Source organism: Rhodovulum sp. FJ3 (assembly GCF_032918305.1).
Lineage (GTDB): Bacteria > Pseudomonadota > Alphaproteobacteria > Rhodobacterales > Rhodobacteraceae > SAT37.
Window position 1 is genome coordinate 451,920 of record NZ_JAWJUU010000001.1, and the last position, 21,997, is coordinate 473,916.

A 21,997-nucleotide genomic window follows, 5' to 3' on the forward strand; every position below is an offset into this window, starting at 1 on the left:
CCAGCACCGGCCCCGCGACGGAGGAGGTCGCGCCCGGTTGCAATTGAAACCGAAAGGGAGAGAGACATGACCCAGAAGATTGATGCCCTCGTGATCGGCGCAGGGGTGGCGGGGCTCTATCAGCTTCACCAACTGCGCGAGATGGGAATGAACGCGCATGGCGTCGAGGCGGGCACAGATGTGGGCGGGACGTGGTACTGGAACCGCTATCCGGGCGCCAAGTTCGACAGCGAGAGCTACATCTACCAATATTTGTTCGACGAGAAGCTCTACAAGGACTGGACGTGGTCCGAGCGTTTTCCGGCACAGCCCGAGATCGAACGCTGGATGCATTACGTGGTGGACCGGCTGGACCTGCGCAAAGACATCACCTTTTCGTCCAAGGTGACGCAGGCGGTGTTCGATGAGGCCACGGGGCGCTGGACGGTCGAGACCGACAATGGCGACACCTATGACACGCAGTTTCTGATCGGCTGTACGGGTATGCTTTCTGCGCCGCTGACCGATCGCTTTAACGGACAGGAGACCTTCAAGGGGCAGATCGTGCATACGGGCCGCTATCCCAAGGGTGGGCTGGACCTTGAGGGCAAACGCGTCGGCGTGATCGGCATTGGCGCGACGGGTATTCAGGTCATTCAGACCATCGCGCCCGTCGTCGGCTCCATGACGGTTTTCGTGCGCACACCGCAATACGTGCTGCCGATGAAAAACCCGAAATACGGACCCAGTGAGGCCGCCGCCTATAAGGCGCGTTGGGACGAACTGACCAGCAACCTGCCGCACACATTCACCGGTTTCGAGTATGATTTTGAGCACACATGGGCGGGCTGCACCCCCGAACAGCGCCGCGCGATCCTCGAAGAAATCCACGCCGACGGGTCGTTGAAGCTCTGGCTGGCGTCCTTTGCGGAAATGTTCTTTGACGAGGCGGTGTCCGAAGAGATCAGCCAGTTCGTGCGCGAAAAGATGACGGCCCGCCTGAAGGACCCCAAGCTGATCGACATCCTTGTGCCCAAGAAAGGCGATTACGGTTTTGGCACCCATCGCGTACCCTTGGAGACGAACTATCTTGAGGTCTATCTGCAGGACAATGTCGAGGCCGTTTCCGTCAAAGAGAACCCGATTGCGGAAATCGTTGCCGAGGGCGTGAAGCTTGCGGATGGGACGGTCTATCCGTTGGACGTAATTATCATGGCTGTGGGTTTCGATGCGGGCAGTGGCGCCTTGTCGCGGATCGACATTCGTGGCCGCGATGGCATGACGTTGAAGGGCGAGTGGGAAAAGGATATCCGCACAACACTCGGCCTGCAGAAATACGGTTTCCCGAACTTGTTCATGACCGGCGCGCCGCTGGCCCCGTCGGCGGCGCTATGTAACATGACCACCTGCCTGCAACAGCAGACCGAGTGGATCACCGAATGCATCAAGGCCATGCGCGACAAGGGCGCGACCGTCTGTGAACCCACCGCCGAGGGCGAAGACGCATGGGTCAAGCATCACGACGAGACGGCGAATGCCACCCTGATTGCCAAAACGAACAGTTGGTACACCGGCTCGAACGTGCCGGGCAAACCGCGGCGTGTCCTGTCCTACACCGGTGGCGTAGGCACCTATCGCGCCAAATGTCAGGAGATCGCCGACAATGGCTATGAGGGCTTTGCAATGACCGGTGCGCCTGAACTGGCGGAACCCGCGGAATAACGACTTAGATCAAGTGCGTTACTGTGCGACCCAGCTGAGGTCGTGAGAAAAACCTACTGCGCCTGCCGTCGAAAGACGGCTGGCGTTTCCTCAAAGGCCGCGCGGAACATGCGCGTCAAATGCGCCTGATCTGAAAAACCACAATCCAAGGCGATGCCTTTGATCGGTTCCGAGGTGGTCGCAAGAAGCTTGCGCGCGCGCTCCAGCCGCTGTGCCGTGACATAGGCGTAAGGTGGTCTGCCGAAACTGCGCCGGAACTGTCGGGCAAAGAGGCAGGGCGTCAGGCCGAGCACATCCGCCATGCATTTAAGGTCCATTTGGCTGGCCAGATTGGCGTCGATAAACTCGGTAATGATACGTTCTTGGGCACGTGTCAAAGCGCCCTCGTTGCGGGCCTCTGGCGCGCGGATTTCTGCATAGCGGCGCAGGAGATGGATGATAAGGCCGCGCGCAATACTGTCGACATAGAGCGCCCCGCCAAGGCCAGCCGCCCGCGCCTCGTTCGAAATCATCTCCATGGCCTGGGTCATGACCGGATCATCGGTGCGCAGTACATCGGCCAAGGCCACGTCCGACACGCTGCAATCCAGCACCTCGCTTGCCACCTCGGCCACTAACGCGCCGGTAAGGTAGACATGCGTAACCTCGATCGGTTCCTTCCAGTTCCACGATACTTGCTGTGCACGTGTCAGCAGCGAAGCCGCCCCCGGCCCCAACGTGTCCTTGCTCCAGCGCCCGTCAAAGCGACGCTGCATCGGCGTTACCCCCGTGCGATAGCCAACCAGCATGAAGTCCTTCATGCTCGGCACGATCACGTCCTGCGCCTCATAGTGATAGGCGCGCAGGCCGACGTTCTTCCAGCCCAGCCCGTCGCTGGCCAAAAGCACCCGCCCCGGTACCCACTGGGGCAGTTCCTCGAAATTGATGAAATCGCTCATCACACACCTCCTCCCAAAGCCATGCGAAACGAATACGAGGGCACATGGCGCGCCCCGACGATTTGCTACCTGCCTTCAGCCGCGCAATTCTGGCCGGTGCATCGAGGTCCGGCAGCCCCTCCTCGACGCATTGAAGCGCTCAGATGCCCGCAATGGCCGTCGCGTGCCGAACCTTTGGTGACACAGCGCAACACGTTATTGGGCGCACCGGCGCGGTCTTCGGTGCGAAGGTCTTTCATGATGTCCTCCCGCGAACAATGCGTCACAGGATGCCCGTCCAATGCAGAAAGCGCTATCAGCGATCGGCAGACCATGTCCGGTTTCGGAAGCCGAATAGCCTTTGCGGCACCCACGTCCGCATTTACGAGGGCACCGCGAAAACAATCACGGCAGCTTGGTCCGCCATGCGACATATGAGGCGGATAGTGTTCGCACGTTGGGAAATCAGAACTTATGCTGCGACATTGATCAATGTCCACTTCAGTGGCACATGGATTGAAAGTTCCCGAGGGATTGATTGTGCTCTACTCTGCATTGCTTTTGTTTAGCTTGTTGCTTGCACCGCTTCTGGCTCAACTCCGCGGTTGGAGGCCCGCCGGATTGTTCTTCGCTGTAGCGGCGGTCTACGGGGTTTTCGGGGCAGTCAACTTGGCGCCCCCCCAGATTTCTCAGATTGCGTTTCAGGGCACCATTAACGTAGGGAGCCATGGCCGTTTTTTTATAAGTATTGGCATCGCAATGGCGGTCTTCGGCGCAATAACATGGGTGCAAGCGCGTTTTGGGGCAATGCTATACCCGACCCTGACCAAAATCCTATTTTGGGTTCTTCATATCGCCCTGATGGGAATCACCTCATTTCAAGCAGTGTTCGCTTTTCTCCAACTTAAACCACTCAGATATATCGACTATGCGAAATTTTTGAAAACCCACGTCGTGATAATCTCGTGGTCAGGCCCCCTTTCACACGCTGCACTACTCGGTTTGTTGTGCCTGCTCTTGTGGTCGATCATGGCGAAACGGCTTTTGCGGTAAATCACGACTTGCGAAATGACGGTCGTGGAAGCGCTGGCCGCCCAATCCGCCAAGCCGACCTATGCGCTGAATGGCCTTCGCACATGGTTCAATCAGGAATTTCGCTATGATCCACTTTGGATCGAAGCGGGTCGCGCCTAAAAGCATATCTCGACGCCCGCTGTGAGCCTAACTCCACCCATTCTGCGCACGCCACCAACGGCTGCTTTGTCAACTCCGCCACGGTGAGACCGCGAATGCACGTAGGTGCAACAGCCAAAGGATGAGTAGAGCCTCGACAACCGGTAACACCTGCAAAACTGGGCGTCTCAAGGAAACCGTGATTTCCTCTGCTCGGCCCGCGCAGTCTGCTGTCCAAGTCTTCACAAAAAGGACGTCGAAAAAAAAGCTCCCGACGTCATACGCAAATGGCGCGATCAGTATCGCCGCAACGAGTGTCATAAACCAATCTCGCGCCGACTTGCGCAATCGAAAGTCAAAAATATCCTTTCCACCAAGCCTGTTTTTCGTCGAAACGAAGGTGAGCAGGCCGGAAGTGATAAGGGCTATTGCAGCAAATGGCAGAGCCACGTGATATGCCTGCATGAGCGGAATACCCAAGCTGTCGCAACTCCAGTGGGGCGCGAACCAATGGGGAGCAATAAAGATGTCGATAACGTGCGCGGGGACCACTAGCCAAATCAGGAACGCACCACTCAGCCAATAAGTTAATGGTTTGGCGCTCGCGTATCGCCAATGTCTTTTTGAATCGGTTTCCATGGAGCCACCATCGCGAAAAATCTGTTATTGCTCAACTGGAAAGCCGCCACTGGCGCAACCGCAGCGAACTGGTGCTTTGTACGTTAAGCCGGCCATCGGGCTGGGTGACTTCTAGGCGTTGGGAAATCAGGGTTTTGAGCGAATATCCAGTTTCGCGCTTGCATCGGCGGGGCAATCAAACGACGAAATCCGAGTATTCTCACAGTCGCCTAACGCTTCGACGCCATGATCAGGTCCGCAAGCGTGACGCAGTAAATTCCATCCTGCCACAACAGGGCCGCTGTTCCACCTCGCGTCGCGATCAAAGTGCGCCCGATTGGCTCACCCTCGACTGTGAGATCGAACCACGTGCCTTTCTGTGCTTCGATATCAAACAGGAGGACGCGGTCATCGTTATAGTTCCCGAAGAAGGCGACATGACCACCACCAACCAAAATTGCTCTGGCACCCTTCACAGGGCAGCTTTCTATGACGATCTGGACGTCTTCATTCGAAATCCGCGCAAGATAGAAGTCTGTATACGGATAGACCCATATGTTTCCCTCGGCGTCCAAGTCCATTGCGTAGAGGTCAAAAATATTATGACCAGAGGACGCGTTGAAATCATAGATCAGGTCGCCCTTGTCCGAGAACTTTCGCAGGCCCAAAGGGTTTTCATCGAAGTAACCGACCCAAATTTCGTCGTTGGGATCGACGATGACTTGTTCAATCGCGTCGTCCAGTCGGAATTCACTAAGGAGATCCAGATCTGTAGAGAATATGCGGGCGTTTCGGTCTGTGCCCTTGCAGCGGCGACCCACAACAAGCCACCGCCCATCGGCGAACCGTTGAACAAGGGGGAAAAGAAAGTCCTGAAATTCGAATTGCACAGGCTCCTGCCAGTTTCCTTCGCAAACAACGTATGTTGACGTATCTCCGCCCGACCAAGCCAAAAGCAGCTCCCCGCGCGCGTCGTAATTAAAGGATAGGTAGTCCCGCTGCGGCTGCGACGGGACGGAGGTTCGTTTCGTCAATTCCAGTGTTTGCGTCGCCATTCCCATCCGTTCCTATTTCTGCATCATCCCAATCCCGCCATACCTATGGGAGACCTTAGCCTACGACACGCAAAGGGCCGCAGGAACGTCAAGGGCGCGGTGTATTTACATTCGTCGCCACATCTCGATTTATCAACACCTGATCCCACCACGAAAACCAGTCGGAAGGAACGGTATTGGTGATCAGCGAACAAAAAGGGCCCTCCGATGGGGCCCTTTTGAATATTGTGATGTAAGAGGATACCATTCAGATACATACCTCGACGACCACTTTGTGTCCTGATTACCAGATCCTGCGAGATACACCAATGGCAGTTATCGGTGTTGCTTCTACTTTGCCTAACTTGCCTATCGTCCTGGGAAATGGTTCAGTTTTCCTCAACTAGCCCTTTTTCCCAAACTTGTTTGCTTATGCTTGATAAACCTCGGCCCGCCATTGAAAGACTGTTGAGAGGCATTTCGACGGATCATGCTGAAACCGTTCGAGATGCGTGGCGAGATATTTTACAGGGTGGCACAAGTTCGATCAGACAAATCGAAGAAAAACTCGCGTCTCCAGCATGGGCCGAGAACCCTCGCGGGCCATTAGCAAAATATTTTGCTGTGTTGCTTGCCATACTTGCAGAGCTGGACGCCTCTGCCTTCAAAAAAGAAACTGAGAGGCTCCGAAAGAGCAAGTTGCATCCGATGCACAAAAAGACGCTCGACCTTCTTTCGCGGCGTGTCCTTGATAGTCCTGCCACATATGTTGCCGACAAAATCCCCGTCTTTGTCGCCTCAGACATCGAGGATCGCGCGCAGGTCATCAGAAATGTCGAACGCTGGAGCAAGACAAAACACCTGTCGCTCGACGATGTGACCCGCATAGATGTTCTGGCTCGCGACATCGGCCTTGATTATCTGGGAAAGTACAACTTGTTTTTCTCCGGCATCATCCTGACATGGCCCGCCAGCCCATCCAAGGGCATCAAACTTTGGTGGCGTTGTCTGGATGCGGAGTTCACTTTCTACCATGAGGTTGGGCATCACGTGTCCGGCCACATTGAGGGTTGGCAGGTGGCTGAACAGGAAAAGGAAGCAGATGAGTTCGCTCGGTCAATGATGCGGAATTCGAGGCCCATCTTGATGGGGATTGGTAAGATTTTTCGCCGGCCACTCAGACCACTTCTCAACCGACGCCTCACTCATATGATCGCGCCTGAGTAGACTTCCCTCATCAATCGCAGCACGAGTGGCCATCGCCGCAACCACAGTGAATTGGCACCGTATCCGCCAGGCCGCCGATGGCCTGGATAGCTTGAAAACATTGGACGATCAGGGATTATGCTATGATCCATAGTGGATCGAGGCGGGACCCGTCTGGAAACACGTCTCAAAGACTGCTTTGAGCCCAGACCCACCTATAACTGATCCGGTCTACTCGACATCCAAGAGCTGTAGGTATTTTCAAGTTGAGTAATTTTACCGGGCTGCAAACTGATGATGTCGAAGCCTCCATCATATGGCGCAAACACAGTTTGAGCATCTTCGGAAAACAAAACTGCCCGTTCTCGATCTTCAGCGATTTCTCGAAAAAGCCAATCCAAAGAGCTTCGCGTCCATTCCGCGCGAGAGGCGAAAAATGACCATTCCTGTTGATATGCGGGCGCTTCGTCCTCGTCTATCCAATCCATTACTTTCGACATATTCATACGAATAGGGAGATCATCGTCGTTTAAGGCAATTTCCGAGAGGCGTCCGGTAGCAATCCAGATAGGTGTCTGTTTCTCGAAACATTCTGCCGCGAGAGTGTTGGCCCGTTCGAGAAGAATGCCAAATTCTTCGTCACTTTTTGCAAGCCGTTTGGAGTTAGGTAGAGAGTGGAACCGCGTCCAATTTTGGAAGTAATCATACCTCAGCACATACCCCAGAGGTGGGCTCATCCCAAAGGATCGCCGCCACGCTTTGGAGAACTCATTTTGCTCAACTTTGGATTCGCTTTCTGGCATACAGTTTGAATAAACCATTCCTACGAACGGTGGCAATGTCGGCCAAGCCGAGCTGCGGGCCGAGTGGCTTAGAACATTGGACAATCAGGGTTCATGCGATGATCCATAGTGGATCGAGGCGGGACCCGTCTGGATGCATATCTCAACGCCCTCTTTGAACCCAGATTGACCAATGCGGCAGGGTGATTGAATGGCTGCTGTTGTGATGTAGACTTAGGAGCAAATGATTGCCGCTATACATACACAGGGCGTTATGAAGATTGCTTTTACAGACAAAATTTGGAGCCGTCTGTACGGCCCCTACGGGAACCGCTCGGTCAATGCGCGGCTGATGTCACTTTCCGAAAGATGGGACAAAGCTGCTGCAACGGAGCTCTTTTGGGAAGAGCTGCACCATCAGGATGATATATACCCTTCGACGTTTGCAGCTTTGCCCTGGTTGGTAGAAGTCTCGCCTTCTCACAATGAAGCGTTCAAAGAAACGCATCTCTTTCTGTCTCACGTAATCCACTGCGCTTGCACCGAAGGCGGTACAGGATGTGATGGGGCAGAACCGAGAGGAAAATACCGAGGGCTATCTACAGTAATCGCGGATCACCAGCATTCGTGGATACCGCAGAGTGAATGGTTGACCGTCGAGGACCAACCCATACTCATCGGCCTCGAACAATGGTTTTCCGAAAACTGGAAAATGATCGCAAACCGGTGTCTCAACTTGATTGGTTCTGATTTGGTGGTCTCAGCCCATGCAATTGAGGGGTTCGCCTCTGCAAACGGCAGTTCAAGGGTAGCTAGGTCCATCCAAATGTTCGCAGATGGCGAAGACGTCGATTTCATCAGCCGAGAACTGGGAGGCTACGACGATCGTGATGCACTGGTGGTCGCGAAGTTGTATCCACATGTCCATGAAAGAAGCCCTGATTTGGCTTCATTCCTGCTGGATTACCCTGGCTGCAACTTTGTTCCGGATGATCCCCGACAAAGAAGTTTATTTTGACAACAAAGCCGACTTTGGCGCAGCGGCAGCGAAAGTCCGCCTCGTGCGCCAAGCAGACCTTGAGGGTGAACGGTTTGGGTGGGTAGAGAAGAAAAGGGCCCTGCGATGGGGCCCTTTGCTTATTTCTGGTTCTGGTCGTCGGCGGGCGGGGCCGCGTTGGGGTCGTCTTTGCCGACCCCTTTGAACACCGCCTTGAACGGCAGGGCCCACAGGAAGCCCAGCACCACATAGACCACCAGTTCCACCCAGAACGGCGGGCGTCCCAGCGCGTTGATGATCGTGACCGCGATGACCACATAGGCGGGCATCCCGACCACAAGGATCAACAGCGACAGGCGCTTGCGGGCTTTGTGGCTGAGGGCCATGCGTGTCCCCTTAGTCCGCGAACGGGTCGGTGACGAGGATGGTGTCGTCACGCTCGGGCGAGGTCGACAGCATCGACACCGGACAATCGATCAGCTCTTCGACGCGACGCACGTATTTGATCGCATTGGCGGGCAGATCGGCCCAGCTGCGCGCGCCTTCGGTGGATTCAGACCAGCCCGGCACGGTTTCATAGATCGGGGTACAGCGCGCCTGTTGATCGGCGGCGGTCGGCAGGTAATCCAGAACCTCACCATCCAGATCATAGCCGGTGCAGATCTTGAGTTCATCAAACCCGTCCAGCACGTCCAGTTTCGTCAGGGCAATGCCGTTGACGCCCGAGGTCGCACAGGTCTGACGGACCAAGGCCGCGTCGAACCAGCCACAGCGGCGCTTGCGGCCCGTGGTGGTGCCGAACTCATGACCGCGCTCGCCCAGACGCTGACCGTCTGCATCGTCAAGCTCGGTCGGGAACGGACCCTCACCCACGCGGGTGGTGTAGGCCTTTACGATGCCCAGAACATAGTCGATCGCACCCGGACCAATACCGACACCAGTAGCGGCCTGACCTGCGATCACGTTGGACGAGGTCACGAACGGATAGGTCCCGAAATCGATATCCAGCAGCGCGCCTTGGGCGCCTTCAAACAGGATACGTTTGCCCGACTTGCGCTTTTCGTTCAGCACCTTCCAGACCGGTGCCGCAAAGGGCAGGATCTTGGGCGCGATTTCATTCAGTTGCGCCAGCAGCGCGTCGCGATCAACGGGCTCAAAGCCCAGACCCTTGCGCAGGGGATCGTGGTGCTGCAGCGCACGGTCGACGCGGGCCTCAAGCGTGGCAGGATCGGCCAGATCGGCAACGCGAACCGAACGGCGGCCCACCTTGTCCTCATAAGCCGGACCAATGCCGCGACCGGTGGTGCCGATTTTGGTGCCTTTGCTGGCGGCCTCTTCGCGGGCGCGGTCCAGTTCACCGTGGATCGGCAGAATCAGCGGCGTGTTCTCTGCGATCATCAGGGTCTCGGGCGAGATATCGACGCCTTGGGCGCGGACCGTCTCGATTTCGTTGATCAGGTGCCACGGATCCAGAACGACGCCGTTGCCGATCACCGACAGCTTGCCACCGCGCACAACACCCGAAGGCAGGGCGTGCAATTTATAGACGTTTCCATCAATGACCAGCGTGTGGCCCGCGTTGTGACCGCCCTGAAAGCGCGCGATGACATCTGCGCGTTCCGACAACCAGTCTACGATCTTGCCTTTTCCTTCGTCACCCCATTGGGCGCCGACGACGACGACATTGGCCATGAGAGATCCTTGCTTTGTATGTGATCAAACCCGCGCCCGTATAACGACACTGAACGCCGCCCGCAAATGGCAAATGCGACGCATGCCAAATCGGGGGGTTGCGACCAACGACACATGCGCCTACATAGACGCGTCAAACAAACCGGATCCCTGCCGCTATGGAAAACGTCGTACTTGTCATTCACCTGATCCTTGCTCTGTGCCTGATTGGCATTGTTCTGCTGCAACGGTCCGAAGGTGGCGGTCTGGGTATGGGCGGTGGCGGCGGTGCCGTATCCAGCCGCGCAGCGGCGACCGCTCTGGGTAAACTGACGTGGTTGTTCGCGATTGCGTTCATCATCACTTCGATCACTCTGACGGTCATTGCGGCGCAAAACTCCGGTAGTTCTTCGGTTCTGGACCGTCTTGGCGTTGAGGCCCCTGCGGCCGATGCTGGCTCGGACGCTCCGGCGGATGGTCTGGGCGACCTGCTGCCCCCGACCTCGTCGGATTCGCCGCTGGTTCCGCCGCGGGCCGAGTGATCGTAACTACTAAAGCTTGATTCTGGCTCTTTATTAGCCCCAGTATGTTGCGGTCTGGTTGCGGCGCGCTTGCGAATCCGTTATACCTTAAATCCCGTGATGCTGTGGTTTTCACGAGCAGTTGAGCACAGCCAAAATTCTGAATTCACGGGGGATGCCAGCCAATGGCGCGTTATATCTTTATTACCGGCGGCGTTGTTTCATCACTGGGCAAGGGTCTTGCCTCGGCCGCATTGGGTGCGCTGTTGCAAGCGCGCGGGTATACGGTGCGTCTGCGCAAGCTGGACCCCTATCTGAACGTCGATCCCGGCACGATGAGCCCGTTTGAACACGGTGAGGTTTTCGTGACCGATGACGGCGCGGAAACGGACCTCGACCTTGGTCACTACGAGCGTTTCACCGGCGTGTCCGCGCGGGCAACGGATTCGGTGTCCTCGGGGCGGATCTATTCCACCGTTCTGGAAAAAGAGCGTCGCGGCGATTACCTTGGCAAAACCATTCAGGTGATCCCCCACGTCACGAACGAGATCAAAGATTTCCTTAAGGTTGGCTCGGATGAGGTCGATTTCATGCTGTGTGAAATCGGTGGCACCGTGGGCGACATCGAAGGTCTGCCCTTCTTTGAGGCCATCCGCCAGTTCAGTCAGGAACAGCCGCGCGGCGAATGTATCTTTATGCACCTGACCCTGCTGCCGTGGATCAAGGCCTCGGGCGAACTCAAAACCAAACCGACCCAGCACAGCGTCAAGGAACTACGCTCGATCGGGATTGCGCCTGACGTTCTGGTCTGCCGGTCCGAGGGTCCGATCCCCCAGAAAGAGCGCGACAAGCTGGCCCTGTTCTGTAACGTGCGCCCCGATTCCGTGATCGCCGCGCAGGACCTGAAATCCATCTACGAGGCCCCGCTGGCCTATCACCGCGAAGGTCTGGATCAGGCGGTTCTGGATGCCTTCAACATCAGCCCCGCGCCCAAGCCCGACCTGACCCGTTGGGAAGATGTCTATGACCGTATCTTCCATGCCGAGGGCGAAGTGCGCGTTGCGATCGTCGGCAAGTACATCCAGCTGGAAGACGCCTATAAATCCATCGCCGAGGCCCTGACCCACGGTGGCATGGCCAACCGCGTCAAGGTCAAGGCCGAGTGGATCGACGCCGAGATCTTTGAAAACGAAGACCCCGCACCCCATCTCGAAGGCTTTCACGCGATTCTGGTGCCCGGCGGCTTTGGCGAGCGCGGCACCGAGGGCAAGATCAAGGCGGCCCAATTCGCCCGTGAACGCAAAATCCCCTACATGGGCATCTGTCTGGGCATGCAAATGGCCGTCATTGAGGCCGCACGCAACATGGCCGACCTGACCGACGCAGGGTCCGAGGAATTCGATCACGAGGCAGGCGGCAAACGCTTTACCCCCGTGGTCTATCACCTCAAGGAATGGGTGCAGGGCAACCACACCGTCAAACGCAAAGTGGGCGATGACAAGGGCGGCACCATGCGCTTGGGCGCCTATACCGCGCATCTGGTCGAGGGGTCCAAGGTGGCCGAGGTCTATGGCAGCACCGAGATCGAGGAACGCCACCGCCACCGCTATGAGGTCGACATCAAGTACCGTGAGGCGCTTGAGGAAAAGGGCATGGTCTTCTCGGGTCTGTCGCCCGATGGCCGCCTGCCCGAGATCGTCGAATGGAAAGATCACCCGTGGTTCATCGGCGTTCAGTTCCACCCCGAACTGAAATCCAAACCGTTTGAGCCGCACCCGCTGTTCGCGGACTTTGTCCGTGCCGCGCGGGACATCTCGCGTCTGGTCTAAGACATGAATTTTGGGCGGCGACAGATACACCTCTGCGCCGCCCTTTTTCTATGGGCCGCCCTGCCCGCGCCCGCGTTGGCCGAGGGGCAAATCATCGACATGGATTATGATGAGGTCGCGGGCATCGTGCCGGGCCATGTGGGTTTTACCACCCTGCCGGGTCGCGCCTATCCGGGCTATACGCTGAACGCCGGATACGCCTTTGCGGGCGGACGGATCGGGGAACATTTCGCGGGACAGGTGGTGGGTGAGGTCACTCTGGACGGCGACCGGTTTGACCAGATCACCGGCACACCCAGCGCGCCCCTAACGGTGCAAAACGGCCCACCGGATCGCAATATCTCCATCAGCCTTCACCGCGCGTTCGGCTCAAACGCGCTCTATCCGCTGGGTCCTGTCGGGCAACCCGCCCCCGAGGGCCGTGGCGAGGGCGCGGTGTCGGTGCAATTCACCCCGCCGGTCTGTGCGGCGGGACTGCGCATCCATACCGAATACCTGAACGATCTGGGCACCACGGACACGCATCAGGGCGCGGTGACGATCCGGTTCTTTGGCGCGGATGGGGCGATGCTGGCGGATATGCCCCTGACCCTTGGCGCGGGGATCAATGACCTGGGCTTCGGGCATCACCGGTTTCGCGGGGAAATTGCGGGGATGCAGATCGAAAACCGTGATCCGGGCGGGATTTCCGTTGACGACCTGCGCTTCGGTTGCCAGCCTGCGACCAGTTGACCCAAGGTCAGGCCACACGCCCGACCCCATGAACAACGTTCGCGTCGCGGAATTTTGCCGGGGCCGATGCCAATCGTGTGTATGTAAAGGATAAGACGGACAGGTGCCTTTCCCAATCGCCCCCGCCGTCCTATATGGACCTTATGTTTGCTGATTTTCTGACGCGGCTGTTTCAGCCCAACCTTGATCCCCTGCCCGACCCCGATGCCCGCCTTGCGCTGGCCGCGCTGTTGATCCGCGTGGGTCGCTCGGACGGTCAATATGACGTGGCCGAGGCCAGCCGGATCGAACGCATCCTGACCAAACGCTATGACCTGCCGCCGGATCAGGCCGCCGCCCTGCGCAGCGATGCCGAGCAACTGGAATCCGAGGCCCCCGATACCGTGCGTTTCACCCGCGCAATCAAGGACGCCGTGCCCTATGAACACCGCGCCTCGGTGATTGAGGCGCTCTGGGACGTGGCACTGGCCGATGGGGTGCGCGATCACGAAGAGGATTCGCTGTTGCGTCTGGTGGCGAACCTGTTGGGCATCAACGACCGCGACAGCGCCCTCGCCCGTCAGCGCGTGGAAAACCGCCAAGACTAAAACGTCGCAAAACCCACATGAAACGGCGCTTTTGCGCCGCGCGGATCGGGGCACTGATCACGCTTTGGGCGCATCCATCCGGTGCGCCTTATTTTTCGCCACGTCACCTGCGAATTTTTTGACTGTTTGTTGCAATTTTGGATTTCCGGCGCGTAATCTAGTCCAAACCTAACGATCAAGCGGTCCTTGTGTCAGACACCACGCCCAACACACCCGTCCTCGAAATCCGCAACCTTCATAAGGCCTATGGCGATCTGGAGGTCCTGAAGGGCGTCAGTATCACCGCCCACAAAGGTGACGTTGTGTCCCTGATCGGGTCGTCGGGGTCGGGGAAATCCACCATTTTGCGCTGTGCCAACTTGTTGGAGGACAGTCAGGGCGGCGAGATCCTGTTCGAGGGCGAACCGGTCAAATGGAAGGGCACGGGCCACAACCGCCAACCCGCCGACCGCAAACAGGTTTTGCGGATGCGCACCAACCTGTCGATGGTGTTTCAACAGTTCAATCTGTGGGCCCATATGACCATCCTGCAAAACGTGATGGAGGCCCCCGTGACCGTCATGGGCCGTCCGCGTGATGAGGTCGAGGATGCCGCGCGCCGCTATCTGGACAAGGTGGGGATCGGCGACAAATGCGACGTCTATCCCGCGCAACTGTCCGGTGGCCAGCAACAGCGCGCCGCGATCGCCCGCGCCCTGTGTATGGAGCCGCGCGCGCTCTTATTTGACGAGCCGACCTCCGCGCTGGACCCCGAATTGGAACAAGAGGTCGTGCGCGTGATCCGCGCCTTGGCCGATGAGGGCCGCACGATGCTGATCGTGACCCACGACATGCGCATGGCCAATGACGTGTCCGATCAGGTCGTGTTCCTGCACCAAGGTTTGATTGAGGAACAGGGTGCGCCAAGTGACATCCTGACCAATCCCACAAGCGCGCGTTTGCGCCAATTCCTAAGCGCCACAATGGCGTGAACCAACCAGAAATGGGGAGAGACTGATATGAAAAAACTGATCATGACGACGGCTGCGCTTGCACTTAGCGCGGGTGCGGCAATGGCAGCGGGCCACGAACTGGTCCGTCTGGGCACCGAGGGCGCCTACCCTCCGTACAACTTCCTTGACGACAACGGTGAGGTCGCGGGTTTTGAGCGTATTCTTGGCGATGAGCTGTGCAAGCGCGCCGAACTGACCTGTGAATGGGTCACCAACGACTGGGATTCGATCATTCCGAACCTCGTCTCGGGCAACTATGACGCTATCATCGCCGGCATGAGCATCACCGCCGAACGCGCCGAGGTGGTTGATTTCACCCAGAACTACACGCCCCCCTCGCCCTCGGCCTATGTCGCCCTTAGTGCGGATGTGGATCTGGCCGGTGGTGTGATCGCGGCCCAAACCGGCACGATCCAAGCGGCCCACGTCATTGAAACCGGCGCGACCCTGCTGGAATTCCCGACACCCGACGAAACCATTCAGGCGGTCAAGGCCGGTGAGGCCGACGCGGTCATGGCCGACAAGGACTTCCTGATCCCCGCGGTTGAGGAATCTGGCGGCGAGATGGTGTTCGTTGGCGACGATGTGCCGCTGGGCGGCGGGATCGGCATGGCCTTCCGCAAATCGGACCCCGAAATGCGCGCCAAATTCGACGCGGCCATCCAGTCGATGAAAGACGACGGCACGCTGAACACGCTGATCGTGGAATGGCTGGGCGAAGACAGCCCGAAATTCTAAGATCCCATTGGACAGGCGGCCCCGCGTCGCCTGTCCATGACCCGCAGGACGCCGAGGCCCACCATTTTCAGCTATTGTACAGAACCGGACACGCTGGCCCGCCTTGAATGGCTGTCCTGCTTTTTGACGACGGGTAAACACCTGTCGTTTTACGCGTCTTTCGGCACGGTGTTGGCGCTGTTGGCCATCACGGCGCCGGTGGCGTTGCTGTTCGGATTTGGCGGGGCAACGGCGGCGCGCGCGTCCCTGTGGCCTGTGCGGATGCTGGGCAAGATTTACATCTCGGTGGTGCGCGGCGTGCCCGACATCGCCTTTTTCATGTTCTTTGTGATCGCTCTGGATCAGGGGTTTGAATGGCTGCGCCATCAGGTGAAATGCCCTGAATGGACCGATCCTATCCGGCAGGGAAACGATTTCATCGTCTGCGCGGCGGCGAAACTGCCCCTGAATACGGATCCGCAATGGATGCATGAGGTCTACGGCTTTCTGATTGCCGTCCTGACCTTTGCCATCGTGTTCGGCGCCTTTGCCGCCAATATCATTTTCGGCGCGATGAACGCCGTTCCCCGAGGTCAGCTTGAGACCGCCGAGGCCTATGGCTTTTCCCCGCGTCAGACGTTCTGGCGCATTCTGGTGCCGCAGATGTGGCGCTATGCCCTGCCCGGCCTGTCGAACCTGTGGATGATCCTGATCAAATCGACGCCCCTGTTGTTCCTATTGGGGGTTGAGGACATCGTGTATTGGGCGCGCGAACTGGGTGCCTCTAAAACCGCGCGGTTCACCGACTACCCGCATGGCGATTGGCGGATGTGGTATTTCCTTGCCCTGCTGGTGTTTTACCTTGCCTTTACCAAACTGTCCGAGGTCGTTCTGGAACGCGTCATGCGCCGGTTGAATAGCGGTCAGGCCGTCGTGCCGACCAGTGGAAAGGCCGCCGCATGAGTTGCCTTCAGACCATTCAGGATTACGGCCTGCGCGCGCTTGGGATGGGCGAACGCCTATTGCCGCGCACCGACTTCACCCTGTGCGATCAGTTCACCCTGATCGGATCGGGGATGCTGTGGAACATCTATTTCGCCATCATCGCGGTCAGTTGCGGGTTCGTCTTTTCGACCCTCCTGGCCCTCGCCAAGGCCAGCCACAGCGCCGCCTATCGCAAGCCCGCCGAATGGTTCATCTTTGTCTTTCGCGGCTCGCCCTTGTTCATCCAGTTCTTCTTTGCCTATTTCCTGTTCCTCAGCCTGAAATCGAACGTCCCCGCCTTGGGCATGTTCACCTCGGCATGGGCGGGGGCGGCGGTCGTTCTGTTCCTGAACACCTCGGCCTATAGCGCCGAGATTTTCTATGGCGCGCTGCGCACGATCCCAAAGGGCGATATCGAGGCCGCAGATGCCTATGGCCTAACGGGCTGGGCACGGTTTCGGCGGATCATCTGGCCGACCATGCTGCGCCTTGGCTGGCCCGGCTACACGAATGAGGCGATCTTTCTCTTCCACGCCACGACGCTTGTTTTCTTTAGCGGCTTTCCCTCCTACCAACAGCGTGGCGATGCCCTCTATTACGCGAACTATTTCGCGATCAAGACCTACAACCCATTCATCCCCTATCCTATTTTGGCGGGGTACTTTATCCTGTTCACATTGTTGATCATCGCCGTGTTCGGCCTTGTAAACCGCCGTCTGAACAGGCACCTCCCCGCCAGTGCTCGGCGTAAGATACGCATAAAACCGCAGGTTATCAGATGAGTGAATGGTTAATGGCCCACCCCGAGGTCCGCACAATCCGCGTCGCGGCGTGCGACCTAAATGGTCAGGCCCGAGGCAAGCGCATGCCCACCCGCTTTGCCAGCAAGATCGAAAGCGAGGGCACCCGTTTCCCCTTTTCCGTTCTGAACCTCGACATCTGGGGCGAAGACATCGACGACAGCCCCCTTGTCTTTGACACGGGCGATCCCGATGGCGTCCTGCACCCGACCGAGCGCGGATTTGTCCCCATGCCGTGGCTGTCCGCGCCCACCGCCCTGTTGCCGCTGTGGATGTATCACGAGGACGGTCGCCCGTTTGATGGCGATCCGCGCCACGCGCTGGCCCGTGTGATCAAACGCTATGCCGACAAGGGCCTGACGCCCGTGGTCGCGACCGAGCTGGAATTCTACCTGATCGACGACAGCACGCGGCAATTGCGCGTGCCGCCCTCGCCGCGCACGGGCAAACGCCGTCCGGGGGCGGATACGCTGGCCCTGCGGGCGCTGGACGCGTTCGATATCTTTTTCTCGGACCTCTATGACGCGTGCGAGGCGATGGATATCCCCGCCGACACCGCGATTTCCGAGGCCGGTCTGGGCCAGTTCGAGATCAACCTTGTGCATCAATCCGACGCGCTCAAGGCTGCCGATGACACGTGGCTGTTCAAGATGCTGGTGCGCGGATTGGCCCGCAAACACGGCTTCGCGGCCAGCTTCATGGCCAAGCCCTATGACGATTACGCGGGCAACGGGATGCACACGCATTTCTCGGTGCTGGACCGCGACGGCAACAACATCTTTTCCGACGGTGGCCCGCGCGGCTCGGACGCGCTGCACCACGCGATTGGCGGCTGTCTGAACGCCATTCCGGGCAGCAGCCTGCTCTTTGCGCCGCACGGCAATTCCTATGACCGCTTGGTGCCTGAAAACCACGCGCCAACCGGTATCTGCTGGGCCTATGAAAACCGCACGGCGGCCGTGCGCGTGCCCGGCGGTGGGGCGGCGGCGCGCCGGATCGAACACCGCGTGTCGGGCGGGGATGTGAACCCCTATCTGATGCTGGCCGGTGTTTTGGGCGCAGCCCTGATCGGGATAGAGGACGCCATTACCCCCCACCCGCCGATCACCGGCAACGCCTATGATCAGGACCTGCCGCAAATGCCCAACACATGGGGCGCTGCGATCGACACGTTCGAGGGCTGCCCGATGATGGCGCGGATTTTCCCCGAGGGCCTGATCCGCAACCTCGTCCTGACCAAACGGCAAGAGGTCAAATACTACGCCGAACTGACCCCCGAAGAGCAGGTGGAATTGTATCTGGACACGGTTTGATCCCTTGCCCCGCCCCGCGCGCGGGACTACCGTGATCAAAACCAATCTGACAGGCACATCATGCGGATCGGCATCCTTCAAACCGGCCATGTTCCCGACACGCTCAGGGACGACTTTCCATCCTATGCGCTGATGTTCGAACGGCTTCTGGCGGGGCACGGGTTTACCTTTGCCCACTGGATGGCGGTCGATATGGACTTTCCGACGGGTCCCGAGGACGCCGACGGATGGCTGATCACCGGATCGCGCCACGGCGCCTATGAGGACCTGCCGTTCATCGCGCCGCTGGAACAGTTGATCCGCGATATCCACGCCACACAGCGTCCGCTGGTCGGGATCTGTTTCGGCCATCAGATCATCGCGCAGGCCCTTGGCGGCAAGGTCGAAAAGGCCCCCGCCGGATGGGCCGTCGGCCCGACCACCTATTCGTTTGATGACCGGTCTGTGCGCCTGATGGCGTGGCATCAGGATCAGGTGACACAGTTGCCCGAAGGCGCCCGTGTCCTTGGCGGCAACGATTTCTGCCCCTATGGGATGCTTGGCTATGACGACAGCATCCTGACCGTACAGGCGCATCCCGAATTCGACCCCGATTTCGTCACCGGCCTGATCGATACACGCGGGCGCGGCGTTGTGCCTGACGCGCAACTCGACCGCGCCAAGGCCGATCTGAGCGATCACATCGACAAACCTTATCTGGCGACGCGTATCGCCGACTTCTTTCTCGCACACCAAGAGGCCCCAAATGTCTGACTGGATCGAAACCCTGCCCGAGGCGGCTCAGCTCTATCTTGAGGGCCGCCGCCTGGATGAGGTCGAATGCATCGTCTCGGACCTTGCCGGTGTCGCGCGCGGCAAGGCCATGCCTGCCAGCAAATTCGCCAAGCAAACCCATTTCTACCTGCCAAACTCGATCTTTTTGCAGACGATCACCGGTGACTGGGCCGATCTTGAGGGCGAGGTCTTTACCGAGCCCGACATGGTTCTGGTCCCCGACATGTCCACCGCCACCGCCGCGCCATGGACCGCCGACTGGACCTTGCAGGTGATCCACGACATCAACGATCAGGACGGCAACCCCGTCCCCTTTGCGCCGCGCAACGTGCTGCGCCACGTGGTCGAACAATATAACGCGCGCGGCCTGCAACCCGTGGTCGCGCCGGAAATGGAATTCTTTCTGGTCGCCCGCAACATCGACCCGTCCCAACCCGTGGAACCGCCGATGGGACGTTCGGGTCGTCGCGCCGCCGCGCGGCAGGCCTATTCGATGTCGGCGGTTGATGAATACGGCCCCGTGATCGACGACATCTATGATTTCGCCGAAGCCCAAGGGTTCGAGATCGACGGCATCCTGCAAGAGGGCGGCGCGGGTCAGATCGAAATGAACCTGCGTCACGGCGATCCTGTGCGTCTGGCCGATGAGATCTTTTTCTTCAAACGCCTGATCCGTGAGGCAGCGTTGCGTCACGATTGCTATGCGACCTTTATGGCCAAACCCATTCAGGACGAACCGGGCAGTGCGATGCATATCCACCATTCGGTCGTGAACGCCGAAACTGGTCAGAACATCTTTTCCGACGCAACCGGCCAAGAAACGCCCGAGTTCATGCATTTCATCGCCGGCATGCAGACGCATATGCCCTCGGTCATTGCCCTGCTGGCGCCCTATGTGAACAGCTATCGCCGTTATGTGCCCGATTTCGCCGCGCCGATTAACCTTGAGTGGGGGCGCGACAACCGCACCACCGGTCTGCGCGTACCGATTTCGGACGCTGCTGGTCGGCGGATCGAAAACCGGATCGCGGGCATGGATTGCAACCCCTATCTGGGCATCGCGGCCTCGCTGGCCTGTGGTCTGCAAGGTCTGGTTGAGGCCAAGGACCCCAAGCCCGAGTTCAAGGGCGACGCCTATTCCAGCATCGAAGGCATTCCCGGCCATTTGAATGAGGCCTTGGACCTCTTTGCCGAAAACCCCGCCATCCGCACGATGCTGGGTGAGGATTTTTGCAAGATTTACGAGACCGTCAAAACCCTTGAATACAAGGCGTTCTTGCAAGTCATCAGCCCCTGGGAACGTGAACATCTGTTGTTGAACGTATGAACCTGCTGTTTTCCAACGACCGGCGCGGGGAATTCCCCAACAGCTGGTATGCGGCAACTGCCACGCCGCCCCTGCCGTTTTCGCCGCTGCGCGGGCGGGACACGGCCACGGTCTGTGTGATCGGGGGCGGGTTTACGGGGTTGTCGACCGCGCTGCATCTGGCGACGGCCGGTGTGGATGTCGTGGTGCTTGAGGCGCACCGCATCGGGTTTGGCGCATCGGGGCGCAACGGCGGTCAGGTCGGCAGCGGTCAGCGTTTGGAACAAACCGATCTGGAAAAGATGATGGGCGACGCGGATGCGACCGCCCTGTGGCAATTGGGCGAAGACGCCAAGGCCAAGATCACCGACGTCTGCGCCACCCACGGGATCGACTGTGACTATCGCCCCGGCGTGGTCCATGCCGATTGCCATGCGCGCGATGTGCCCCATGCACACGCCTATGCCAAACACCTGCATGACCGTTATGGCTATGACCGGATTGAGTTGCTGGACCGCGAGGGCCTGCGCGCAATGGTCGATAGCCCCGCCTATCACGGTGGATATGTGGATTGGGGCGCGGGGCATTTGCATCCGCTCAAGCTGGCCTTTGGCTTGGCGCGCGCCGCCGTGACCGCGGGCGTCCGCATCCATGAAGGCACATGGGTCCACGACATCCAAACCGGCACCCGCCCGTTGGTGCGCACGGATATGGGATCAATCGAATGCGACCACGTGGTTCTGGCGACCAACGGCTATATGGGTCGTCTGAACGATCAGGTCGCCGCGCGGGTCATGCCGATCAACAATTTCATCGTCGCGACCAAACCCTTGACCGAACCACAGGAACAGGTTCTGAAACAGGACGTGGCGGTCGCCGATAGCAAGTTCGTCGTGAATTACTTTCGCCTCAGCGACGACAAGCGCCTGTTGTTTGGCGGGGGCGAGACCTATGGCTATCGTTTTCCGCGCGACATTGCCGCGCTGGTGCGCAAGCCGATGTCGCAAATTTTCCCGCAACTGGCCGATGTCGCGATTGAATACGCGTGGGGCGGGACCTTGGCGATCACGCGCAATCGCCTGCCCTGCTTCATGCGCCCCGCGCCCGGTGTCTGGTCCGCCTCGGGCTATAGCGGGCATGGCGTCGCCTTGGCCGTTCTGGCCGGTGACATCATCGCCGAAGCGATTTCGGGCAACAGCGCGCGGTTCGACCTGATGGCCCGCTTGCCACAGCCGCGGTTCCCTGGTGGAACGGGATTGCGTAGCCCCCTGTTGGCGGGTGCGATGACGTGGTTTTCCCTGCGCGACCGTCTGGGATTCTAGCGTCATATTTATTTGACTTGG

23 protein-coding genes are annotated in these 21,997 nt (G+C 58.7%); 17 read left to right on the forward strand and 6 right to left on the reverse strand.

Annotation, left to right across the window (positions count from 1 at the left end):
* Positions 1-66: 66 nt before the first annotated feature.
* Positions 67-1,701, forward strand: coding sequence for an NAD(P)/FAD-dependent oxidoreductase (locus tag R1W00_RS02200; protein ID WP_317261078.1), 1,635 nt, complete (start codon positions 67-69; stop codon positions 1,699-1,701).
* A 53-nt stretch (positions 1,702-1,754) separates the two neighbouring features.
* Here R1W00_RS02200 and R1W00_RS02205 read toward each other — a convergent pair whose 3' ends face one another.
* Positions 1,755-2,639, reverse strand: a complete 885-nt coding sequence (locus R1W00_RS02205) for an AraC family transcriptional regulator (RefSeq protein WP_317261079.1) — start codon at positions 2,637-2,639, stop codon at positions 1,755-1,757.
* 471 nt (positions 2,640-3,110) lie between these two features.
* Here R1W00_RS02205 and R1W00_RS02210 point away from each other — a divergent pair, with 471 nt between their 5' ends.
* Together R1W00_RS02210 and R1W00_RS02215 are read left to right on the forward strand one after the other, a co-directional pair.
* Positions 3,111-3,671: a hypothetical protein gene (locus R1W00_RS02210; RefSeq protein WP_317261080.1), complete on the forward strand. Its 561-nt coding sequence runs from the start codon at positions 3,111-3,113 to the stop codon at positions 3,669-3,671.
* A 15-nt stretch (positions 3,672-3,686) separates the two neighbouring features.
* Positions 3,687-3,812, forward strand: a complete 126-nt coding sequence (locus R1W00_RS02215) for a hypothetical protein (protein ID WP_317261081.1) — start codon at positions 3,687-3,689, stop codon at positions 3,810-3,812.
* A gap of 69 nt (positions 3,813-3,881) precedes the next feature.
* Here R1W00_RS02215 and R1W00_RS02220 read toward each other — a convergent pair whose 3' ends face one another.
* The gene (locus tag R1W00_RS02220; RefSeq protein WP_317261082.1) at positions 3,882-4,430 is read right to left on the reverse strand and encodes a hypothetical protein; all 549 of its coding nucleotides are present in this window, start codon (positions 4,428-4,430) and stop codon (positions 3,882-3,884) included.
* A gap of 209 nt (positions 4,431-4,639) precedes the next feature.
* On the reverse strand, positions 4,640-5,464 hold the full coding sequence (locus R1W00_RS02225; RefSeq protein WP_317261083.1) for a hypothetical protein: 825 nt from the start codon (positions 5,462-5,464) through the stop codon (positions 4,640-4,642).
* A gap of 411 nt (positions 5,465-5,875) precedes the next feature.
* Between R1W00_RS02225 and R1W00_RS02230 the strand changes: the two genes are divergently transcribed.
* The gene (locus R1W00_RS02230; RefSeq protein WP_317261084.1) at positions 5,876-6,670 is read left to right on the forward strand and encodes a hypothetical protein; all 795 of its coding nucleotides are present in this window, start codon (positions 5,876-5,878) and stop codon (positions 6,668-6,670) included.
* Positions 6,671-6,864: 194 nt separating this feature from the next.
* Here R1W00_RS02230 and R1W00_RS02235 read toward each other — a convergent pair whose 3' ends face one another.
* On the reverse strand, positions 6,865-7,536 hold the full coding sequence (locus R1W00_RS02235; RefSeq protein WP_317261085.1) for a hypothetical protein: 672 nt from the start codon (positions 7,534-7,536) through the stop codon (positions 6,865-6,867).
* A 169-nt stretch (positions 7,537-7,705) separates the two neighbouring features.
* Here R1W00_RS02235 and R1W00_RS02240 point away from each other — a divergent pair, with 169 nt between their 5' ends.
* Complete coding sequence (locus R1W00_RS02240; RefSeq protein WP_317261086.1) at positions 7,706-8,449, forward strand: hypothetical protein; 744 nt, start codon at positions 7,706-7,708, stop codon at positions 8,447-8,449.
* Between the two features lie 119 nt (positions 8,450-8,568).
* Here the strand turns inward: R1W00_RS02240 and R1W00_RS02245 are convergent, their stop codons facing one another.
* Both R1W00_RS02245 and R1W00_RS02250 read right to left on the reverse strand, forming a co-directional pair.
* Complete coding sequence (locus R1W00_RS02245; RefSeq protein WP_317261087.1) at positions 8,569-8,814, reverse strand: DUF2842 domain-containing protein; 246 nt, start codon at positions 8,812-8,814, stop codon at positions 8,569-8,571.
* A gap of 10 nt (positions 8,815-8,824) precedes the next feature.
* Entirely contained in the window at positions 8,825-10,120 is a 1,296-nt protein-coding gene (locus R1W00_RS02250; RefSeq protein WP_317261088.1) for an adenylosuccinate synthase, read from the reverse strand.
* 158 nt (positions 10,121-10,278) lie between these two features.
* On the opposite strand from R1W00_RS02250, the gene secG reads away from it, so the two are divergent.
* The 12 genes from secG to R1W00_RS02310 all read left to right on the forward strand — a co-directional run bounded on the left by secG (position 10,279) and on the right by R1W00_RS02310 (position 21,976).
* Positions 10,279-10,641, forward strand: coding sequence for a preprotein translocase subunit SecG (gene secG / locus R1W00_RS02255; RefSeq protein WP_317261089.1), 363 nt, complete (start codon positions 10,279-10,281; stop codon positions 10,639-10,641).
* A 164-nt stretch (positions 10,642-10,805) separates the two neighbouring features.
* Positions 10,806-12,449, forward strand: coding sequence for a CTP synthase (locus R1W00_RS02260; protein ID WP_317261090.1), 1,644 nt, complete (start codon positions 10,806-10,808; stop codon positions 12,447-12,449).
* Positions 12,450-12,452: 3 nt separating this feature from the next.
* Positions 12,453-13,181: a hypothetical protein gene (locus R1W00_RS02265; RefSeq protein WP_317261091.1), complete on the forward strand. Its 729-nt coding sequence runs from the start codon at positions 12,453-12,455 to the stop codon at positions 13,179-13,181.
* Between the two features lie 143 nt (positions 13,182-13,324).
* Entirely contained in the window at positions 13,325-13,768 is a 444-nt protein-coding gene (locus R1W00_RS02270; protein WP_317261092.1) for a TerB family tellurite resistance protein, read from the forward strand.
* Between the two features lie 188 nt (positions 13,769-13,956).
* Positions 13,957-14,739 carry an ABC transporter ATP-binding protein gene (locus tag R1W00_RS02275; protein WP_317261093.1) on the forward strand — a complete coding sequence of 261 codons (783 nt, stop codon included), beginning with the start codon at positions 13,957-13,959 and terminating at the stop codon, positions 14,737-14,739.
* Between the two features lie 27 nt (positions 14,740-14,766).
* The gene (locus tag R1W00_RS02280; protein WP_317261094.1) at positions 14,767-15,498 is read left to right on the forward strand and encodes a transporter substrate-binding domain-containing protein; all 732 of its coding nucleotides are present in this window, start codon (positions 14,767-14,769) and stop codon (positions 15,496-15,498) included.
* A gap of 63 nt (positions 15,499-15,561) precedes the next feature.
* The gene (locus R1W00_RS02285; RefSeq protein ID WP_317261593.1) at positions 15,562-16,440 is read left to right on the forward strand and encodes an ABC transporter permease; all 879 of its coding nucleotides are present in this window, start codon (positions 15,562-15,564) and stop codon (positions 16,438-16,440) included.
* Positions 16,437-17,243 carry an ABC transporter permease subunit gene (locus R1W00_RS02290; RefSeq protein ID WP_317261095.1) on the forward strand — a complete coding sequence of 269 codons (807 nt, stop codon included), beginning with the start codon at positions 16,437-16,439 and terminating at the stop codon, positions 17,241-17,243. Before R1W00_RS02285 ends, R1W00_RS02290 begins: the two co-directional genes overlap by 4 nt.
* On the forward strand, positions 17,240-18,574 hold the full coding sequence (locus R1W00_RS02295; RefSeq protein WP_317261096.1) for a glutamine synthetase family protein: 1,335 nt from the start codon (positions 17,240-17,242) through the stop codon (positions 18,572-18,574). The genes R1W00_RS02290 and R1W00_RS02295 overlap by 4 nt, the downstream gene beginning before the upstream one ends.
* Before the next feature lie 60 nt (positions 18,575-18,634).
* A complete protein-coding gene (locus tag R1W00_RS02300; RefSeq protein ID WP_317261097.1) occupies positions 18,635-19,327 on the forward strand; it encodes a type 1 glutamine amidotransferase in 693 nt (230 codons plus the stop codon).
* The gene (locus tag R1W00_RS02305) at positions 19,320-20,675 is read left to right on the forward strand and encodes a glutamine synthetase family protein (protein WP_317261098.1); all 1,356 of its coding nucleotides are present in this window, start codon (positions 19,320-19,322) and stop codon (positions 20,673-20,675) included. The genes R1W00_RS02300 and R1W00_RS02305 overlap by 8 nt, the downstream gene beginning before the upstream one ends.
* Positions 20,672-21,976 (forward strand): FAD-binding oxidoreductase, encoded by a 1,305-nt coding sequence (locus tag R1W00_RS02310; RefSeq protein WP_317261099.1) that lies wholly within the window; start codon positions 20,672-20,674, stop codon positions 21,974-21,976. Before R1W00_RS02305 ends, R1W00_RS02310 begins: the two co-directional genes overlap by 4 nt.
* The last annotated feature ends 21 nt before the right edge of the window (positions 21,977-21,997 follow it).

What these genes read in the sequence shown, in the direction of transcription:
- R1W00_RS02200 (WP_317261078.1), top strand. Translation starts at nt 67, where the DNA reads ATGACCCAGAAGATTGATGCCCTCGTGATCGGCGCAGGGGTGGCGGGG.
- R1W00_RS02205 (WP_317261079.1), bottom strand. Translation starts at nt 2,639, where the DNA reads ATGAGCGATTTCATCAATTTCGAGGAACTGCCCCAGTGGGTACCGGGG.
- R1W00_RS02210 (WP_317261080.1), top strand. Translation starts at nt 3,111, where the DNA reads ATGTCCACTTCAGTGGCACATGGATTGAAAGTTCCCGAGGGATTGATT.
- R1W00_RS02215 (WP_317261081.1), top strand. Translation starts at nt 3,687, where the DNA reads ATGACGGTCGTGGAAGCGCTGGCCGCCCAATCCGCCAAGCCGACCTAT.
- R1W00_RS02220 (WP_317261082.1), bottom strand. Translation starts at nt 4,430, where the DNA reads ATGGAAACCGATTCAAAAAGACATTGGCGATACGCGAGCGCCAAACCA.
- R1W00_RS02225 (WP_317261083.1), bottom strand. Translation starts at nt 5,464, where the DNA reads ATGGCGACGCAAACACTGGAATTGACGAAACGAACCTCCGTCCCGTCG.
- R1W00_RS02230 (WP_317261084.1), top strand. Translation starts at nt 5,876, where the DNA reads ATGCTTGATAAACCTCGGCCCGCCATTGAAAGACTGTTGAGAGGCATT.
- R1W00_RS02240 (WP_317261086.1), top strand. Translation starts at nt 7,706, where the DNA reads ATGAAGATTGCTTTTACAGACAAAATTTGGAGCCGTCTGTACGGCCCC.
- R1W00_RS02245 (WP_317261087.1), bottom strand. Translation starts at nt 8,814, where the DNA reads ATGGCCCTCAGCCACAAAGCCCGCAAGCGCCTGTCGCTGTTGATCCTT.
- R1W00_RS02250 (WP_317261088.1), bottom strand. Translation starts at nt 10,120, where the DNA reads ATGGCCAATGTCGTCGTCGTCGGCGCCCAATGGGGTGACGAAGGAAAA.
- secG (WP_317261089.1), top strand. Translation starts at nt 10,279, where the DNA reads ATGGAAAACGTCGTACTTGTCATTCACCTGATCCTTGCTCTGTGCCTG.
- R1W00_RS02260 (WP_317261090.1), top strand. Translation starts at nt 10,806, where the DNA reads ATGGCGCGTTATATCTTTATTACCGGCGGCGTTGTTTCATCACTGGGC.
- R1W00_RS02265 (WP_317261091.1), top strand. Translation starts at nt 12,453, where the DNA reads ATGAATTTTGGGCGGCGACAGATACACCTCTGCGCCGCCCTTTTTCTA.
- R1W00_RS02270 (WP_317261092.1), top strand. Translation starts at nt 13,325, where the DNA reads ATGTTTGCTGATTTTCTGACGCGGCTGTTTCAGCCCAACCTTGATCCC.
- R1W00_RS02280 (WP_317261094.1), top strand. Translation starts at nt 14,767, where the DNA reads ATGAAAAAACTGATCATGACGACGGCTGCGCTTGCACTTAGCGCGGGT.
- R1W00_RS02290 (WP_317261095.1), top strand. Translation starts at nt 16,437, where the DNA reads ATGAGTTGCCTTCAGACCATTCAGGATTACGGCCTGCGCGCGCTTGGG.
- R1W00_RS02295 (WP_317261096.1), top strand. Translation starts at nt 17,240, where the DNA reads ATGAGTGAATGGTTAATGGCCCACCCCGAGGTCCGCACAATCCGCGTC.
- R1W00_RS02300 (WP_317261097.1), top strand. Translation starts at nt 18,635, where the DNA reads ATGCGGATCGGCATCCTTCAAACCGGCCATGTTCCCGACACGCTCAGG.
- R1W00_RS02305 (WP_317261098.1), top strand. Translation starts at nt 19,320, where the DNA reads ATGTCTGACTGGATCGAAACCCTGCCCGAGGCGGCTCAGCTCTATCTT.
- R1W00_RS02310 (WP_317261099.1), top strand. Translation starts at nt 20,672, where the DNA reads ATGAACCTGCTGTTTTCCAACGACCGGCGCGGGGAATTCCCCAACAGC.